The sequence below is a fragment of the Acinetobacter sp. P1(2025) genome (assembly GCF_051390655.1).
GTDB lineage: Bacteria > Pseudomonadota > Gammaproteobacteria > Pseudomonadales > Moraxellaceae > Acinetobacter > Acinetobacter junii.
In genome coordinates this window covers 1-16,736 of the sequence record NZ_JBPKBJ010000018.1, presented here as the reverse complement: position 1 = coordinate 16,736, position 16,736 = coordinate 1, and the positions used below count along the sequence as shown (strand labels likewise).

18 protein-coding genes, 1 tRNA gene and 1 pseudogene are annotated in these 16,736 nt (G+C 38.3%); 12 read left to right on the top strand and 8 right to left on the bottom strand.

All coding sequences use genetic code 11. The features are described 5' to 3' along the window. Positions 1–3 precede the first annotated feature (3 nt). Genes metX through ACSC97_RS06540 form a run of 3 tightly spaced genes read left to right on the top strand, consistent with a single transcriptional unit; the run spans position 4 to position 2,341 of the window. Positions 4–1,164 carry a homoserine O-succinyltransferase MetX gene (metX, locus tag ACSC97_RS06550; protein ID WP_004951903.1) on the top strand — a complete coding sequence of 387 codons (1,161 nt, stop codon included), beginning with the start codon at positions 4–6 and terminating at the stop codon, positions 1,162–1,164. Further along, a complete protein-coding gene (gene metW, locus ACSC97_RS06545; RefSeq protein ID WP_004909236.1) occupies positions 1,164–1,757 on the top strand; it encodes a methionine biosynthesis protein MetW in 594 nt (197 codons plus the stop codon). Before metX ends, metW begins: the two co-directional genes overlap by 1 nt. Beyond that, on the top strand, positions 1,754–2,341 hold the full coding sequence (locus ACSC97_RS06540) for a tetratricopeptide repeat protein (RefSeq protein WP_436659994.1): 588 nt from the start codon (positions 1,754–1,756) through the stop codon (positions 2,339–2,341). Before metW ends, ACSC97_RS06540 begins: the two co-directional genes overlap by 4 nt. Positions 2,342–2,426: 85 nt before the next feature. Here the strand turns inward: ACSC97_RS06540 and ACSC97_RS06535 are convergent, their stop codons facing one another. Beyond that, entirely contained in the window at positions 2,427–2,684 is a 258-nt protein-coding gene (locus ACSC97_RS06535; protein ID WP_125299759.1) for a cytoplasmic protein, read from the bottom strand. 146 nt (positions 2,685–2,830) lie between these two features. Here ACSC97_RS06535 and rdgB point away from each other — a divergent pair, with 146 nt between their 5' ends. The 5 genes from rdgB to ACSC97_RS06510 all read left to right on the top strand — a co-directional run bounded on the left by rdgB (position 2,831) and on the right by ACSC97_RS06510 (position 7,527). Next, entirely contained in the window at positions 2,831–3,454 is a 624-nt protein-coding gene (gene rdgB, locus ACSC97_RS06530; protein ID WP_436659992.1) for an RdgB/HAM1 family non-canonical purine NTP pyrophosphatase, read from the top strand. Positions 3,455–3,696: 242 nt separating this feature from the next. Further along, positions 3,697–3,912 (top strand): Sec-independent protein translocase subunit TatA, encoded by a 216-nt coding sequence (tatA, locus tag ACSC97_RS06525; protein ID WP_004760687.1) that lies wholly within the window; start codon positions 3,697–3,699, stop codon positions 3,910–3,912. A gap of 12 nt (positions 3,913–3,924) precedes the next feature. Beyond that, positions 3,925–4,368, top strand: coding sequence for a Sec-independent protein translocase protein TatB (tatB, locus tag ACSC97_RS06520; RefSeq protein ID WP_416703211.1), 444 nt, complete (start codon positions 3,925–3,927; stop codon positions 4,366–4,368). Positions 4,369–4,439: 71 nt separating this feature from the next. Further along, positions 4,440–5,150 carry a twin-arginine translocase subunit TatC gene (tatC, locus tag ACSC97_RS06515; protein ID WP_373868756.1) on the top strand — a complete coding sequence of 237 codons (711 nt, stop codon included), beginning with the start codon at positions 4,440–4,442 and terminating at the stop codon, positions 5,148–5,150. Positions 5,151–5,331: 181 nt separating this feature from the next. After that, a complete protein-coding gene (locus ACSC97_RS06510; RefSeq protein WP_436659989.1) occupies positions 5,332–7,527 on the top strand; it encodes a PhoX family protein in 2,196 nt (731 codons plus the stop codon). A gap of 48 nt (positions 7,528–7,575) precedes the next feature. Here the strand turns inward: ACSC97_RS06510 and ACSC97_RS06505 are convergent, their stop codons facing one another. Continuing rightward, a complete protein-coding gene (locus ACSC97_RS06505) occupies positions 7,576–8,358 on the bottom strand; it encodes an NRDE family protein (protein ID WP_004951887.1) in 783 nt (260 codons plus the stop codon). A gap of 105 nt (positions 8,359–8,463) precedes the next feature. Here ACSC97_RS06505 and lgt point away from each other — a divergent pair, with 105 nt between their 5' ends. Continuing rightward, entirely contained in the window at positions 8,464–9,276 is an 813-nt protein-coding gene (gene lgt, locus ACSC97_RS06500) for a prolipoprotein diacylglyceryl transferase (RefSeq protein WP_004951884.1), read from the top strand. 41 nt (positions 9,277–9,317) lie between these two features. Here the strand turns inward: lgt and wrbA are convergent, their stop codons facing one another. Continuing rightward, entirely contained in the window at positions 9,318–9,917 is a 600-nt protein-coding gene (gene wrbA, locus ACSC97_RS06495) for an NAD(P)H:quinone oxidoreductase (protein ID WP_004951881.1), read from the bottom strand. Positions 9,918–10,029: 112 nt separating this feature from the next. On the opposite strand from wrbA, the gene ACSC97_RS06490 reads away from it, so the two are divergent. Then, entirely contained in the window at positions 10,030–11,280 is a 1,251-nt protein-coding gene (locus ACSC97_RS06490; protein WP_004951878.1) for a YihY family inner membrane protein, read from the top strand. 26 nt (positions 11,281–11,306) lie between these two features. Here ACSC97_RS06490 and ACSC97_RS06485 read toward each other — a convergent pair. Next, positions 11,307–12,214 (bottom strand): annotated as a pseudogene (locus tag ACSC97_RS06485) (DMT family transporter). A 103-nt stretch (positions 12,215–12,317) separates the two neighbouring features. Here ACSC97_RS06485 and ACSC97_RS06480 point away from each other — a divergent pair. After that, positions 12,318–13,118 carry a helix-turn-helix domain-containing protein gene (locus ACSC97_RS06480; protein WP_234856499.1) on the top strand — a complete coding sequence of 267 codons (801 nt, stop codon included), beginning with the start codon at positions 12,318–12,320 and terminating at the stop codon, positions 13,116–13,118. A 2-nt stretch (positions 13,119–13,120) separates the two neighbouring features. On the opposite strand, the gene ACSC97_RS06475 is transcribed toward ACSC97_RS06480, so the two are convergent. The 4 genes from ACSC97_RS06475 to ACSC97_RS06460 all read right to left on the bottom strand — a co-directional run bounded on the left by ACSC97_RS06475 (position 13,121) and on the right by ACSC97_RS06460 (position 15,520). After that, positions 13,121–14,017, bottom strand: coding sequence for a polysaccharide deacetylase family protein (locus ACSC97_RS06475; protein ID WP_436659985.1), 897 nt, complete (start codon positions 14,015–14,017; stop codon positions 13,121–13,123). 67 nt (positions 14,018–14,084) lie between these two features. Continuing rightward, on the bottom strand, positions 14,085–14,726 hold the full coding sequence (locus tag ACSC97_RS06470; protein ID WP_099948057.1) for a fumarylacetoacetate hydrolase family protein: 642 nt from the start codon (positions 14,724–14,726) through the stop codon (positions 14,085–14,087). A gap of 33 nt (positions 14,727–14,759) precedes the next feature. After that, positions 14,760–15,257 carry a YcxB family protein gene (locus tag ACSC97_RS06465; RefSeq protein WP_436659983.1) on the bottom strand — a complete coding sequence of 166 codons (498 nt, stop codon included), beginning with the start codon at positions 15,255–15,257 and terminating at the stop codon, positions 14,760–14,762. A 186-nt stretch (positions 15,258–15,443) separates the two neighbouring features. After that, positions 15,444–15,520, bottom strand: a tRNA-Arg gene (locus tag ACSC97_RS06460). Between the two features lie 485 nt (positions 15,521–16,005). Between ACSC97_RS06460 and ACSC97_RS06455 the strand changes: the two genes are divergently transcribed. Next, positions 16,006–16,641 carry a hypothetical protein gene (locus tag ACSC97_RS06455; RefSeq protein ID WP_436659981.1) on the top strand — a complete coding sequence of 212 codons (636 nt, stop codon included), beginning with the start codon at positions 16,006–16,008 and terminating at the stop codon, positions 16,639–16,641. Positions 16,642–16,736: the final 95 nt, after the last annotated feature.

Here is a 16,736-nt window from a genome sequence, read left to right as displayed (position 1 = left end):
CCAGTGTCTTTTCCATCGGATTCAGTGGGTTTAGTCACACCACAAAAGTTTCAGTTCGAACAACCTCTTGAACTTGAATGCGGGCGTATTCTGCCCCGTTTTGATTTAATGGTTGAAACCTATGGAACACTCAATGCAGATAAATCGAATGCCATTTTAATTTGTCATGCATTGTCAGGTCATCATCATGCCGCAGGCTATCATCATGAGGATGATAAAAAGGCGGGCTGGTGGGACAGTTGTATTGGACCTGGAAAAGCGATTGATACAAATCATTTTTTTGTCGTTTCTTTAAATAATATCGGTGGCTGTAATGGTTCTACAGGACCAACCTCACCAAATCCAGAAAATGAAAACCGTCCTTATGGTCCTGATTTTCCACTAGTTACAGTTCGTGACTGGGTAAAAACTCAAGCCATGCTATCTGATCGTCTTGGTATTGATATTTGGTATGCGGTGATTGGTGGCTCCTTAGGTGGAATGCAAGCATTACAATGGTCATTGGATTATCCTGACCGCTTACAAAAGTGTGCAATTATTGCCAGTGCACCTAAACTTTCTGCACAAAATATTGCCTTTAACGAAGTTGCTCGCCAATCGATTCTCTCTGATCCAGATTTCCATCATGGGCGTTATTTGGAACATGATAGCTATCCAAAACGTGGCTTAATTTTAGCGCGTATGGTTGGCCATATTACTTATCTGTCTGAAGAAGCGATGAAACAGAAATTTGGTCGTGATCTCAAATCAGGCAAATTTATGTACGGCTTTGATGTCGAATTCCAAGTTGAAAGTTATTTACGTTATCAAGGTGAACAATTTAGTCGCAATTTTGATGCAAATACTTACTTGATTATGACCAAGGCCCTAGATTATTTTGATCCATCTCGTGAGTATGAACATTCATTGACTAAAGCAATGAGCAAGCCTAAATGTAAATTCTTGGTGATTTCATTTACTACAGATTGGCGTTTTAGCCCGAGTCGCTCACAAGAATTGGTTGATGCTTTGATTGATAATCATAAACCTGTCAGCTATTTAGATATCGATGCTGAACAAGGGCATGACTCGTTCTTATTCCCAATCCCGCTTTATGTCAAAACACTTCGAGCATTTTTAGGTGGAGAACAACAGTTGCAATCGACACCGCAGGAGCTTCACTAATGCGTATAGATCAACGACTCGCTGAAAAATGGATTAGCCCTAATTCTAGCGTACTAGACTTGGGTTGTGGTGATGGCGAACTGTTGGCTCATATGAGCAAACAGCACAATATTCGTGCTTATGGCTTAGAAATTGATCAAGAAAAGATTGCAATTGCCATCAGTCGAGGGTTAAATATTATCCAACAGGATTTAAACTTGGGTTTAAGCCGTTTTGCCGACCAGTCGTTTGACTCTGTGGTTATGGCACAAGCTTTGCAAGCTGTAGATGCGCCCGATGTATTACTTCGTGATATGGTGCGTGTCGGAAAACAGGCAATTATTACTTTTCCAAACTTTGCGTATTGGAAGACTCGTTCTTTTCTTGCATTGAAAGGAAAAATGCCTGTTTCTGAAGCTTTACCCTATATGTGGTATAACACCCCAAATATTCATTTATGTACTTTCCGTGATTTCGAAGCCTTATGTGCAGAAAACGGAATTAAAATTATTAATCGACTTGCCGTTAATGGTGACCAACAAGGTAGTGTGCTGAGTAAGCATATGCCGAACCTATTTGGTGAAGTCGCAATTTATCGAGTGAGCGCTCTATGAAAAAGACATTAATCAGCACGTTTTTATTTGGCATAGTCAGCTTTCAAGCGCATGCAGACTATGTTGCTCAACCACAGTCAGTAGCAACACAAGCAGCTAGATACTCTGTGATGAGTATTGGCGAGTTACAAAGCGCTGCAAAAGCTGGTCAAGCTGGTGCGCAGTTTTATCTAGCTACACGCTATCAATATGGTAAAGATGTCGCTAAAGACGAGAAACAAGCTTTTGCATTGTTTAAGGCTGCGGCCGATCAAGGTATCTCTGCGGCTCAACTAAATGTTGGTCGTATGTATGCAGATGGCATTGGCACAAAGAAAGATGAAGTATTGGCTCGCAAATATTTCGAAAAAGCAGCAAGTAACGGCGACAATCGTGCAAGCTTCAATCTTGCCATGATGGAAGAGCAAAAGAAAAACTACGTAGGTGCATATCAATGGTATGAGCTTTCAACTCGTGATGGCATGCTCGATACTAAAGTGATTAGTCTTTCTGAAGGTAGGAAAACAGCTTTGGCTGCAAACTTAACTCAAGAGCAAATCCGTACCGCACGTGACCGTGCTGATAAATGGATTCAAGCACAATAATCTTATTTAGATCTATTGAGTAATATAGAAACCGACTTGTGATAGTCGGTTTTCTTTTAAGTGTAAACATCAATCTTAAATTGAGTTAAAACCAATATTTTTGCATCGCTTTTAAAAATTCTTGTGTTATTAAATCATTAGACTTTAAGCCAATTACTGCATCAATACCACAACTAGGACATAAAGCGGTATTAGCATCATCACACCAATCTTGAATGTTTTTATACTCAAAAATATCCAAGCAATAAAAACAACCACAAAATGCGCTATCTCTTAAAATATGACGATGATAGCTTGAAGATTTATGAGCCTTAACGACGTCAGCTTGATCAAAATTATTCATTATTCTAACTAGAATGGTAGAGATTATTACTTATACCTATTATGAAATAGCACATACACAAGATATGCTCAAATTTTTCTAAATTCTAAACCTATCATCAAGAATACGATAAGATACACCTAATTCTCGTTAACAGCATTATAAATATGTCTACTCCATTATGGCTTAATCAAGGCAGCCTTGTGCTTGCAAGCAATAACAAAGGTAAAATTGCTGAATTTGATCATATATTTCAACAACTCAATCTACCCGTCGAAATCATTCCTCAAGGTAAACTCAATATCGAAGATGCGATTGAAGATGGTTTAAGCTTTGTTGAAAATGCAATTATTAAAGCTCGCCATGCATCTAAACTTTCAGGCAAACCTGCTATTGCAGATGACTCGGGTTTATGTGTGCCAATCTTAGGGGGAGCACCAGGCATTTACTCAGCGCGATATGCTGGCGAACATGGTAACGATGCTGCCAACAACCAAAAACTTTTAGCTGACCTCGCACCTTTCCGCAAAGACAGCGAAGTGATTGAAGGCATGTTTGTTTGCGTACTTGCATTGGTTACCCATGCCGAAGACCCTCTACCACAAATCTTTCAAGGTATTTGGAAAGGTGAAATTTTAGAAACTGCTCGCGGAGAAAATGGATTTGGTTATGATCCCCTCTTTTGGGTAGCTGAACGTAACTGTTCGAGTGCTGAACTCAGCAAAGAAGAAAAAAGTAAAATTAGTCATCGTGGTAAAGCGATGCAGCTCTTCAAAGCTAGCTTAATATAAATCGCACTGCGTGCTCTAGTTAATAAAAACTAGAGCACTTTTAGATAAAATAAAAATCAAACACGCTGAATTTAGAATAACAAAAACCTTGTATTAAACCTTGATTACAAACCAAAAAGTAAAATTATCTATTCAACTATTTAAAGTTACTTATCCGTCTGTCGCAAAATTGCAATATAAGTGTCACATATTTGTCATGCCAAGCTGTTGAGATATATACAAAGTTTGATAGGAATAAAATTATGGCTGGTTTATCAATTTGGCACGTACTCATTTTCGCAATCGTGGTTATTTTACTTTTCGGTACATCAAAGCTTAAAAACTTAGGTAAAGATGTCGGTGGTGCCGTTAAAGATTTCAAAAAATCAATGAAAGATGACGAAGCGGCAGCATCTCTAAATGAACCCCGTACGATTGATGCACAAGTAAAAAATACTGAAAGCTCAATCAAAAGTTAAGCGAGCAACAATATGTTAGATGTTGGAATGTCCGAACTTTTGGTGTTCGGCATTATTGCTTTACTTGTGCTTGGACCAGATAAATTACCTCAAGCAGCTCGATTTATCGGGAAATGGTATGGCAAAGTAAAGCGCCTTGTCAGTAATGTGCAAAACGATATTGATCGTGAATTACGCCTATCTGAATTACGCGAGCAGATGCAGCAAGAAATGCAACGTATTGCTGAACTAGAACAAAAAATGCAAGCTCAAATGTCTGAGCTCGAACAACAAAAACGAGAAATGTTTGTTCAACCAAGTAAACAAGAACAAACAATAGATAACATTAGTTATCCTACTTATCACTATGTGAAAGAGCATTCTTCATTTGTATATGTGGAAAAAAATATTCAAAAGGCTCAGACCACTATTTTTACTGCACCAGATCATCAACCTGAATTTAAGGTGGCCGTATGAGTACATCCTCTCATTCTCAGTTACCTGCTCAATCGATTGAAGAATCAAAACAAAAGATTGAACTTGAAGAAATGCCGATTACCAAGCATTTAATGATCTTGCGTCAGCATTTATTCAAGATAGTTGGAATTTTATTACTCTTATTCTTTTGTTTATTACCATTTGCAAATCGTACCTATCAGTTACTTTCTGAACCTTTGCGAGCTCAGCTTCCTGTTAGCTCATCAATGATCGCAACAGATGTGACTGCAACATTCATGGCACCCTTTAAGCTGAACTTTTTTGTTGCACTGATGTTAGCAATGCCTTTTATTATTTATCAGATTTGGGCATTTGCTAAACCTGCATTATATGAACGCGAAAAAACACTTGCTCTTCCGTTATTACTAAGCAGTATTTTTCTATTTTATGCAGGAATTGCCTTTGCATATTTTGTTGCATTACCTTCGATTTTACATTTTTTCATCAGTGTTTCACCTGAAACTGTAGCGCCAATGACAGATATCAATAGCTATCTAGCGTTCTGTTTAAAGCTATTTCTCGTATTTGGTTTAACCTTTGAGATTCCAGTGATTACACTACTTTTGATTCTGATTGGAGTCGTGAGTACACAAAGTCTGATTGAGAAACGAAGATTTATCATTGTTGGCTGTTTTTTCGTAGCAATGTTTGTTACACCGCCTGATGCTATTTCTATGATCATGTTAGCCGTTCCGATGTGGTTATTGTTTGAGATTGGATTATTTTTTGGCAAGATTATCGAAAAAAGAAAAACAACTTGATTACTTAGTTCTTATAACTACAAACAGGCTTCTCGCCTGTTTTTTTAATTTTATTACTTTAATTTTTAATTGATTTTTCACAAAGCTGTCACACAAGTGTCAAGGCTTCGTCACATTTAAACATTAAGTTTATTGGGGGAAAACTTTTAGAACAACTGTTATATTTTTTAGGAAAAATTCCATGACCGAGCTATCGCCATATCATGAAGATCAAGAGTTGGATAACAACACATCGGATAATATTCATTTCCGTGACATTTTAGAACAGCACATTAGCCGCCGCAGTCTCATCACTAAAACTGCGAGTGGTGCTGTTGCATTAACTTTAGCATCGACATTAACTGGCTGTAACGACGACGATAATAATTCGAGCAATAACGGTGGAACACCGCCAACACCTGTTGATCCAAATAAAAAACCAGAAAAATTAAACTTCTCTCCTGTTGCTAAAAATTTAAATGACATCGTAACAGTGCCTGAAGGTTATGAAGCAACTGTACTTTATGCTTTAGGGGATTCAATCAATCCGACATATGGTGCTTGGGATGATAACAACATTCCTTCTGGTCCAAGTTTTCAATTCCGTTCTGGTGATTGTCATGATGGTATGCACTATTTCGGCATGAATTCAACAACACAACGTTTTGATGAAAGTGTTTCAGATCGTGGTTTATTAGTCATGAACCATGAATATATCAATCCAACATTCTTGCACCCTAAAGGTCCAACGAAAGTTGATGGTCGTCGACCTGAGGATGAAGTTATTCGTGAAGTGAATGCTCACGGTGTTTCGGTGATCGAAATCAAAAAAGACAAAACTTCACAAAAAGTAGAAGTTGTTAAAAACTCAGTTTTTAACCGTCGTATTACAGGCTCTACAGTGATGGACTTGGCAGGTGCTGCTGCAGGCTCAACTCTTCTAGCTACTGCCTATTCTCCAGCAGCTCGCCAAACTCGCGGTACACATAATAACTGTGGTAATGGTTATACACCTTGGGGAACATACCTAACGACTGAAGAAAACTTTATTGGTTACTTTGCTCGTAGTGCGACAGATGACACTTTGCGTCGTCCAGAAGAAATTATTGCACTTAAACGCTATGGTTTAAAAGCGGGTTCAAGTTCTCGTTATGGTTGGGAAACTGCTGTTGGCAGTGTCGAGTCTCAAGACTTATATGATCGTTGGTCAGCTGATGTAAAAGCTACTACAGCAGCCGAAGATTACCGTAATGGTCCTAATACATTTGGTTGGATGGTAGAAATTGATCCGTTTGATGGTCGCCAAAATCCTGTAAAACGTACTTCATTAGGTCGTTTTGCTCATGAAGATAGTGCTTGCCGTGCAATCGCAGGACAACCATTAGCATTCTATATGGGTGACGACTCTCGTGGAGAATATATCTACAAATTCGTTTCAGATGCAAAATGGGATGCCAAAGATATCAACGGTGGCTATGCTGCTGGTGATAAATATATGAATGCAGGTAAACTTTATGTTGCCAAATTCAATAATGACGGTACAGGTCAATGGATCGAATTATCTTTTGGTAAGAATGGTTTGAACCAAAGTAATTCAGTCTATCCATTTAGTTCTCAAGCTGATGTTGTGACTTTTGCTCGTTTAGCAGCTGATGCGGTTGGTGCAACAAAAATGGATCGTCCAGAATGGTGTACGGTAAATCCAGAGAATGGTGAAGTCTACGTTACATTGACCAACAACTCGAACCGTGGTTCAAACTATCCAACAGATGCGGCGAACCCTCGCAGTTATGAAGACTTATATAACAATACAAAAACTCAAAAAGGCAATGTAAACGGTCACATTATTCGTTTCCGTGAAACTGCTGACTTAACTACTGCTGAAAGTTTCAAATGGGATATCTATCTATTTGGTGCTGAAGCTTCTATGGCTGCAAACATCAACCTTTCAGGTTTGACAGATAATAATGATCTTTCAAGCCCAGATGGTATGTGGTTTGACCCTCGTGGTGTTCTTTGGATTCAGACAGATGACGGCGCATACACTGACGTAACGAACTGTATGATGCTAGCTGCACTTCCAGGTCAGATTGGTGATGGAGCTAAAGCAACGACTTCAAATGGTACTGAAACCTTAGTTGGTAAGAAAGTAACAGATGAAACCTTGCGTCGTTTCCTTGTTGGACCGAAAGAATGTGAAATCACGGGTATTGCGATGACACCTGATTACAAAGCAATCTTTATTAATGTTCAGCATCCAGGTGAAGACTCTGCAGACTATGCATCTCCTTCAAGTAACTGGCCAGCAACTCAAACGAACCCAAGCAACAAAACTGCACGTCCACGTTCAGCGACTGTTGTGATCACTCGTAAAGATGGTGGTGTGATTGCAGGCTAAACCCTAAAATCACCCCAAAAGAGCCTATCTACAATGATAGGCTCTTTTTTATTTTACTAATGGAATAGTTAATTCGATGAAATTTCCTTGCTGTTCACCTTGTTGTGTTTTTTCAATCCATTGCCATTGATCAGTCGTCATTCTTAAAAAATTGGAACATCGTGTGCCATAAATCGGACTTTGAATAAAAGTCGAAGAAAGTAACTCTTCCATTTCTTTACTAATCCCCGTATCGGGTAATAGATCTGGAATAATTTTCCGCTCATCTTCCAAAATATCCCATGCAGCATAATTTAGATCATGTTGAGGAATGTGAGTCTGCTGTAACATCGGCAAAAATTCTTGGGTAAACCGCTTACGCAAATGCTTCGTTTTCTCCCAGTCCTCTGACATTAGCCCATTTGAAACGACATATACACCATTTGCCAAAACCTGTGGTGCTTCTCCCCGATTACTCATGTAAACAGCTTGTTCTCTATCCCCGACAAACAGGTTAAATCCTGCATAATCCTGTTGTTTGCCTTCCAATTGTTGAGCAAAACGTATAGGTGCTAAATCACTTTCTAAAAAATCTTGAATGAGTTTGCCACGTGAAGGTTCGTAATGATTTTGATCTCGTCCATTACGAAAATTAGTCACAATCGCCCAGCGACCTGAAGCTGTGACCCCCATCCATGATCCACCCGATTGCAAATCTTTGCCTGCTATGATCGAACTCTGCTCCCATGAATGCAGCATTGCGCTCGGTCGATGGTAAAATTCATCACGATTTGAAAGTAAACAAAGTGGCATGTCTTCAAGCACATGCCATGCAAAAGCAACAATACACATTATTTTGTTCTCACATCTTTACACATTGAATGTACAACATTTTTCAGATCATTCCGCTACAATCTGCTCAAAACTTAATTTCAAATTCAAAATTGAGGAACAGCAATGCTGACCTATCCAAATATAGATCCAGTTGCATTGAGTTTAGGACCTGTCAAAGTACATTGGTATGGACTTATGTATTTATTGGCATTTCTTTTTGCATGGGGACTCGCTTCCTATCGTGCCAAACAACGTGATGGCTGGACAGGAGACATGATTTCCGACCTTGTGTTCTACGGTGCATTAGGTGTAGTGCTCGGTGGACGCGTCGGTTACGTCTTATTTTATGAGTTTGGGAAATTTCTGGAAAATCCACTTTGGTTATTCCAAGTGTGGACAGGCGGTATGAGTTTCCACGGGGGTTTCCTTGGTGTCATTATTGCCATGTTATTTTGGTGTAAAAAATATCAAAAGACTTGGTTTGAGACTTTAGATTTTATAGCCCCATGCGTACCGACAGGCTTGATGTTTGGTCGTTTTGGGAATTTTATTGGTGGTGAACTTTATGGTCGCCAAGTTCAAGATCCGAACTATGCATTTGGTATGATTTTCCCAACTGACCCTTTAGGTTTAGTTCGTCATCCATCGCAAATCTATCAAGCAATCTGTGAAGGCCTGATTCTATTTATCGTCTTATGGTGGTTTAGCTCTAAACCTCGCCCGCGCATGGCAGTATCTGCTTTGTTCTTGGTTGGTTATGGAGTCGCGCGTTTCTTTATGGAATTCTTCCGTCAACCCGATGCAGACCAAGGTTTTATCCTATTCGGCTGGATGACCAAAGGACAGATTCTCAGCTTCCCAATGATCATCATTGGACTCTGGATGATTTGGTACGCCTACCGTAAAAATATCTATGATTGGCAGCTTAAAAAATAATTAAAGGGAGCAAATGCTCCCTTTTTATTAAGTTTCAAAACTTATAATTGAACCGATAATGCCTTAACCACTTCGCCCAAACGCTTACCTTGAGCTTCACACAAGAGTTTTTCATCTTGGCTTAAACTCTGATCATGACGCGGCCCACTAACATGACTCGCCCCATAAGGTGTTCCACCTGTTTTGGTATTTGATAATGCAGGGATTGAATTAGGTAGACCTAAAATGATCATGCCGTGATGAAACAAAGGAGGCAGCATTGTTAGTAATGTACTTTCCTGTCCACCATGCATCGAACCAGAAGAAGTGAATACACAGGCAGGTTTATTATGTAATGCCCCATTCAACCACAAACTGGTCGTTTGATCCCAAAAATATTTCATTTCACTCGCCATATTTCCAAAACGAGTCGGTGAACCAAGTGCCAAACCAGAACAGTGGGTTAAATCATCTAAAGTACAATATATATCGCCTTCACTAGGGATACTTGCTTCAGCTTGAGTCACAACAGTCGCAAGATTGGGGACTGTTCTGATACGAGCCGTAACGCCAGTTGCTTCTACACCATCAGCAATCAAATGTGCCATTTGTTTGGTTGAACCATATTTACTGTAATAAAGTACAAGAACGTAAGGTTGCATCGCTTTCAAGTATTTTGTTAAAAAGAACACTATACGACATTTTTTATACTTTTCGCGGTAGTAATTCCTATGTATGCATAGGATTTGATTAAAAATAATTAGGATAGAACCCATGATCTTAGACCGTTATCTAAAAAACCGAGCGTTTTTAGAGAAAACATGGTTTCAATTTATTGTATTTGTGTTACGACGTTTTGAGGCTGACCGATGCCGAGAGCAAGCTGGATCACTTACCTATACGACCCTTTTTGCTGTTGTTCCGATGTTGACAGTTTTTTTAGTCATCATCTCCTCCATCAAAGCATTAGAGCCAGCAAGACAGCAGTTACAACAACTGATCTATAGTAATTTTTTACCTAAAAGCACGATCGCCTTTGACAAAGCCCTGAATGCATTTACTGAAAAATCCAGTAATTTGACTGTGATTGGTGTGTTGTTTTTATTTGTGACCACAGTCTTAATGCTGACTTCGATTGAAACAGTATTTAATCGCATTTGGCGTGTCAAAGAAACACGAACTGGTCTTGTCGGTTTCATGCGCTATTGGACAATCATTTCATTAGGTCCAATTGTGCTGGGAAGTGCGTTTGTACTTTCTTCAACTGTCGCATCAATGAATGTTTTAAGTAATAACTTCGCGGGTTATCAGCTTGATGGTGCGTTAATTTTATGGCTCATTTCCTTTATTTTGACCATTGTCGGATTCTTCATTTTATATTGGACGATCCCCAATCGGACGGTACCAATTTTTTCAGCTGTGATTGCGGCATGTTTCAGTGCGACCGTTTTTGAAATTTTAAAACGTTTATTTGGCTGGATCATGAGTAATTTCACCAGCTATGAAATCGTTTATGGTGCTTTTGCAGCAGTTCCTATTTTTCTACTTTGGATCTATCTGTCTTGGAATATCATTTTATTGGGTGTAGAAGTGAGTTATGCACTCACCGCCTTTCATTCTGGTAAAGAAAAAAAGCGCCATCCAATTTTGATGTTATTGGATATTTTAGAATTGTTTTACCGTAAGCAACAAATCGGTGAAAGTGTTAGCGAACAAGAGCTACTCAATATTATTGGTCGTGGTGAGCTTGGTCGTTTACCCTCTTACATTCTTCAGCTTGAAAAGCAAAATCTGATTAAACGCACCGATACGGACGAATATGTTCTGGTACGAAATCTAGCACAAGTCGATTTTTGGAGCTTTTTTACAGCTCTACCGTATCCATTGCCATTACGCCACGATGTTGCCAATATTCATGAAGATGATGAATGGATTGAACGCCTTGGGCCATCGCTAGTGGAAAGTAATGACTACTTAGCAGCAAAACTCTCCATCCCACTTTCAACTATTTTTGAACAAAAATAATTGAATAGACCTCTTCGGAGGTCTTTTTATTTCCTCAACCATCCCTGCAAACTCACAACTAAAATTCCAAGTAATACCAATGCCGTCCCGAAAATGAAATTTGCTTCTATATTCTCATCTAACAGCCATACGCCAAATATGATTCCAAACAAAGGGGTGAGGAATGAAAACACTCCCAGTCGAGAGGCTAAATAATTTCGTAATAACCAAAACCATGCTAAAAAACTAGCAAAAGATACGATCAAAGTATGAAAAGCTAAACTCCCTATTACTAATGGTGTCCACTGTACAACTGCTTGTCCCATGAAAAATGCCAAACCTAGCAACAGAATAAAGCTACCAGCCAACTGATAAAATAAAGTTTGGGTGACTGCAGCTTGAGCCAAAGAGGATAAACGTACCGTAACTGTAGTGGCCGCCCAAGCAATTGCCGCAGCTAAGGCGTATAAATCTCCCCATAACATCTGTTGCTGAAATGTATTTACCCCAATCTGTTGCGGACGAATAAAAGTAACCACAATACCGATAAAAGCGATACCAATGCCAGTCCATTGCAATATCGTTAGGCGCTCAGATGGTAACTTCCAATGTAAACCTAGCGCCACAAAGATAGGGGCTGTGTAAAGCAAAACAACTGCATGCGAAGCAGAAGTCAACTGGAGTGCTTGTGCGAGTAAAAAGAATTCTAAAGAAAATAGAACAGCGACTAATGCTCCAGCTTTCACATTCTTGGGATTCATTAATTGACTTTTTTGATCAAGCAACACCAACGGCAATAAAAGTATGCTGCTAACCCAGATCGCAAAGCAATTTGCATCAAAGGACTAATGTCTGAAGCTGCCATTTTTAAAATAACTTGCTGTAGCCCCCAAACCATACACAACACGATCATTAGACTTGAGGCTGTCTGATCTAAGGCTTTACGCTCGTCCATAGCAAGCTCCATATACACGATATTGAACCACTATAAGACTGTCGTATTTTAATGATATAGTGAAAAATAGACAAAATATGTGTGTTTTCAGGCAATTCTTTCTATGAAAAAATCAGCACAGCGAGTTCAAGATTTTCAGGAACTCCCTGCTTATAACGAAATACCTGAACTTCTGTGGCTCAGCATACGCGATGCACCTGCTGCAACGGTTTATCCTCAACATGCGCATGCTTGGGGAGAGTTTATCTATGCTTTTGATGGTGTTTTAGAAGTAAATATTGATCAGGTACATTATCTCACTCCACCACCGTATGGGATTTGGTTACCGCCACATACTCAACATAGTGGTGTGAATCGAAATGATGTAACGCATTGCACCCTTTATGTTCATGAATCACTTTGTGAAAAAATGCCCCAACGGGCAGGAATTTTACTGACCGCACCACTGGTGCCAGCACTACTTGAACATATACAAAAACATGCTTTTAAAGATCACGATCCGGAATATTTGCGAATATTGCATGTTCTACTTGATACCTTAAGCCATGCCGAAATCATCGGGAGTTATTTACCCAGTACAGAGCACCCTGCTTTAGCTCAAATATTAAATCACCTACATTTACATCCTGCTGACAACAGCACTCTAGCTGAGCTGGCAGCGATGATAAATATGACTGAAAGAACATTGGCGAGACATTGTCAAAAAGAACTCGGGATGTCCTTACACGAATGGCGACAACGTTTAAAGGTAATGAAAGCGATGTCTTTATTAAATCAAGGTTACACGATTGAAAGTATTGCTCTAGACTTAGGTTATGCAAGTTCATCAGCCTTTATTTATATGTTTAAACGTTGGATGAATTACACCCCTGATCAGTTTAGAAAATACTATCAAGGACGCTAAATTTATTCCAAACCAAACCGTTTTAGTCGCTCAAGTTCATATGGCGCATCTTCAGCAGGATAACGCAACTGAGCCTTAGCTTGTTGTTTAGCTAAAGACCAAACAATACTTTCCCCTGCTGGCAAAACATTTGTTTTTAATCGATATATCGGATCTTGGTAAGCAGTTTCACTATCTATAAATTGCCACTGATGCAGCTTAAATGCCTCGACTACATCATTGAGAAATGCTGCATTGATTGCATTTACATGAAGTAGCAATACATGCTTTGGAGAATACCCGACAGTCTGTATCGCCAATTGATCATAATAATTTGCTCGATCCAATAAATGATCAATATAAGCATTCTTTAATTTTTCAAGATCAGCTGTTTGTCCATTTTTAGTATAAGAAAGATATTTTAAATTATAAAACCAGTCACTAGCATCAATACTCACAGCACCTGATTCATAACCCTGCTGTTGTAAATAATGCGCCACTGTATCTCTTTTTTCTATGGTATTGCCTTCTTTCAAAAACGGATAACGATATCTGGGAACCCAACCAGTCAATGGTTTAAATACTTGTTCGGCTCTGAAAATTTGATCAATATATTGCTGCGTTGTGACCTGCTCCTTGTTTAAATTGGAATGCAATTCACTGTGATTACCGATTTTATGCTCTTGCTTTCCCCATGCGGCAACCAAGCTCAAGCCTTTATAATCACCGATTTTAATTACACTTGGATAAACAATACTTCGTATATGATTTTGTTTAAGTTGTTCTAGAATTCTTTGATTAATTTGTTGGGCATTCGGATTTAGATCAGGATTGACCCCATCATCAAAACTTAAAGCCAGCTGCTTGCTATGACTGATAGTTGTGATCAATAAGATCACAAGGAAAAAACACAGTTTCATTTTATTTTTCATTCTTTATATAAAAAATGGCATTAATTCATTCAAATCAATGCCATAAGATCATGCATTATGCATTAACAAAAGTATCCCAATCATACTCACCAGTCTGAGTAATCAATTTCATTGTCAATTTATCATGGGGTTTCAATGCCCCTACACCTGCTGGAGTACCTGTCATAATCACATCACCAGTTTGTAAACTAAATGATTGATTGATCTCAACTAACAAAGCACCGATATCAAATAGCATATCGCGACTAAATCCATGTTGACGTTCAACTCCATTGATCATCAGAATAAGTTCTAGCTCTTGCAAATCGCCAATTTCATCAATCTCAATCCATTCCGCAAGCAAGCAAGCGCCATCAAATGCTTTTGCTCGCTCCCAAGGCTGCCCTTTTTCTTTTAAATCACTTTGGAGATCACGAAGAGTCAAATCCAAACCTAAAGTAATTGCACCTACGGCTTCTAATGCCTTTGAGATGTCAGTTTCTTTTGAAAGTGGATGTGCAATTTGTACGCAAATTTCACATTCGTAGTGACATTCACCCAATGCTTTATTCCAATCAATTCCTTTTTCTAAGGAACCTAAACTACTTGGAGGCTTCATGAATAAAATCGGGCGATCTGGAATAGCATTTCCTAATTCTTTTGCATGTTCTGCATAATTTCGACCCACACAAACAATTTTTGAAGGATGTGTACTCATGAAAGCTCCTTGCTTTTATAACCGATGAAAAATTTATTTTTTAAAGCTATTTTCAAACTTATTTTGATCATTAGAATCTGTAAATGCGCGTTTAGGCACAATAACAACAGTATGATTTTTTAACTCCAACATATACGTTAGCTTTCCAATCGCAAAAGATTGAACCTCTGTGTATTGTACTGTTTGCTTTTTCCCTGCTGCGTAAAGCTCAAATTGGTCTTGATATAAATCAATTCCCTGTTCACTTTTGCCAAACTGGTAACGAACAAATTGTCGTTTAAACAGCAATGGTAATAACCAATAACGCATTAACCCTTGCATAAGCAAGAAAAAAACACCCAATGCAACATAATAACGACCAACACCCGTTAAACCTAAATAGAATCCCCATAGAATCACTGCAATACTAATCACTGGTGTCAGAAAACGAGTGATGGTTTTCTTGCCAAAAGTCACTAAAGCAAAACCATCTTGAGACTCTTCTAAATTGAGATAATAACGCAGCGATAGTGTTGGACGTTGTTCAGACATTTCTTATTTCTTACATTTGAAAGACGTGCCCTATTAGAACATAAATTAATTTTGGCACACTATCACTGTTGTTTTTTTTGCTATGAACTTTGCAACAGATTCAGTTTTTGGATTTATAAACTTATATGCAAATTACATAAATTTTAGACACAAAAAAACCGCTGTTAAGCGGTTAATTCTTCAAATTGGTGCGCTCAGAGAGATTCGAACTCCCGACCCCTTAGTTCGTAGCCAAGTGCTCTATCCAGCTGAGCTATGAGCGCATATTTGATAGGGGGCATTATACGCATTTTTTTCATATTGATAAGCGTTTTTTCATCTTATCGTCGTCAAATGGTGATAGATTCGCCTATCAATCTTAAGTTCAAATAAAAACACATTGCTAAAAACCTTAACGCCTAAATATTTAAATACAATTTTCAGACGAATAGCAATAAATTGTGACCAGCATCACATTTCTGTCCTATTGGTAAAAATGGTCAGCATAAACATATGATATTCATAATATATAAACAAATATAATCATTAATATTGAATTTTATTAGCCTAGCTGATTATTTTTTAAAAACCATAAATAATTGAATAAAATGACTATTTACACACTTTTATAGATTTATTACTCAACATTGACAAAGAAAACGACAAACATAACACTAAAAAAGATTAATGTGATATTAATCACAAAAACAATATCATCGATCAAAAAATATTCGAAATGGAATCATTTTAATAATATATAGGTACCCTTATGCACTTTAAAAGTCTTCTATCGCCAATTCAAAGCATTACCTCAGATTCGTTTGATGGTAATTTTGCGGTGTCACCAGCAGGTAGCTTAACGCAAGTTCCTTACTCACTTACATCTCAATTTCTTGCCATGCAAAGCATAAGCAGCATGGTGAGTAGCATTACCAGCAATATCAACACGAATTCATTTAGTTCAGTTACGAATATTCTAGGAGGCTTTAATCCCGTCACAACCTTTACCAGTAGTTTTGACGATCTATCGAGCAGTGCTGGGAATTATAAAAGTCTAGTAAGCATTCCATTCAAAGTTGTACCCAATATGAGTGGTGGTGTTCCGAACCTTCCAAGTAGCAATCCTTTAGATGCACCAATTAATATTGTTGGAAACGTCAAAAATGCTGCTGTAACGCAACAATTTGTTGAGCAATCGAGTAGTACAATTACAAATACATTCAGCTCTAGCCAATCAACTACATTTACCACTGTTACCAACACTGTCCAAACAATCACAAGTAGTAGCAACAGCGGCTCTTTTAGTTTTTTAAGCAACACGATTAATCAATCAATGAATGGTGATGTTCTTAGCCAATTCAATAATAGCAATGATTTAATCAATTACTTAGGACTTACGCATTGACAGATTCAAAAAAGTATTAAAATGCTTTATAAAGTATCTGTGATTAGACGAATTAAACATGCTTCTACAGCAACCTGTACTCTACCCATTTATAT

What these genes read in the sequence shown, in the direction of transcription:
- metW (WP_004909236.1), top strand. Translation starts at nt 1,164, where the DNA reads ATGCGTATAGATCAACGACTCGCTGAAAAATGGATTAGCCCTAATTCT.
- ACSC97_RS06540 (WP_436659994.1), top strand. Translation starts at nt 1,754, where the DNA reads ATGAAAAAGACATTAATCAGCACGTTTTTATTTGGCATAGTCAGCTTT.
- ACSC97_RS06535 (WP_125299759.1), bottom strand. Translation starts at nt 2,684, where the DNA reads ATGAATAATTTTGATCAAGCTGACGTCGTTAAGGCTCATAAATCTTCA.
- rdgB (WP_436659992.1), top strand. Translation starts at nt 2,831, where the DNA reads ATGTCTACTCCATTATGGCTTAATCAAGGCAGCCTTGTGCTTGCAAGC.
- tatA (WP_004760687.1), top strand. Translation starts at nt 3,697, where the DNA reads ATGGCTGGTTTATCAATTTGGCACGTACTCATTTTCGCAATCGTGGTT.
- tatB (WP_416703211.1), top strand. Translation starts at nt 3,925, where the DNA reads ATGTTAGATGTTGGAATGTCCGAACTTTTGGTGTTCGGCATTATTGCT.
- tatC (WP_373868756.1), top strand. Translation starts at nt 4,440, where the DNA reads ATGCCGATTACCAAGCATTTAATGATCTTGCGTCAGCATTTATTCAAG.
- ACSC97_RS06510 (WP_436659989.1), top strand. Translation starts at nt 5,332, where the DNA reads ATGACCGAGCTATCGCCATATCATGAAGATCAAGAGTTGGATAACAAC.
- ACSC97_RS06505 (WP_004951887.1), bottom strand. Translation starts at nt 8,358, where the DNA reads ATGTGTATTGTTGCTTTTGCATGGCATGTGCTTGAAGACATGCCACTT.
- lgt (WP_004951884.1), top strand. Translation starts at nt 8,464, where the DNA reads ATGCTGACCTATCCAAATATAGATCCAGTTGCATTGAGTTTAGGACCT.
- wrbA (WP_004951881.1), bottom strand. Translation starts at nt 9,917, where the DNA reads ATGCAACCTTACGTTCTTGTACTTTATTACAGTAAATATGGTTCAACC.
- ACSC97_RS06490 (WP_004951878.1), top strand. Translation starts at nt 10,030, where the DNA reads ATGATCTTAGACCGTTATCTAAAAAACCGAGCGTTTTTAGAGAAAACA.
- ACSC97_RS06480 (WP_234856499.1), top strand. Translation starts at nt 12,318, where the DNA reads ATGAAAAAATCAGCACAGCGAGTTCAAGATTTTCAGGAACTCCCTGCT.
- ACSC97_RS06475 (WP_436659985.1), bottom strand. Translation starts at nt 14,017, where the DNA reads ATGAAACTGTGTTTTTTCCTTGTGATCTTATTGATCACAACTATCAGT.
- ACSC97_RS06470 (WP_099948057.1), bottom strand. Translation starts at nt 14,726, where the DNA reads ATGAGTACACATCCTTCAAAAATTGTTTGTGTGGGTCGAAATTATGCA.
- ACSC97_RS06465 (WP_436659983.1), bottom strand. Translation starts at nt 15,257, where the DNA reads ATGTCTGAACAACGTCCAACACTATCGCTGCGTTATTATCTCAATTTA.
- ACSC97_RS06455 (WP_436659981.1), top strand. Translation starts at nt 16,006, where the DNA reads ATGCACTTTAAAAGTCTTCTATCGCCAATTCAAAGCATTACCTCAGAT.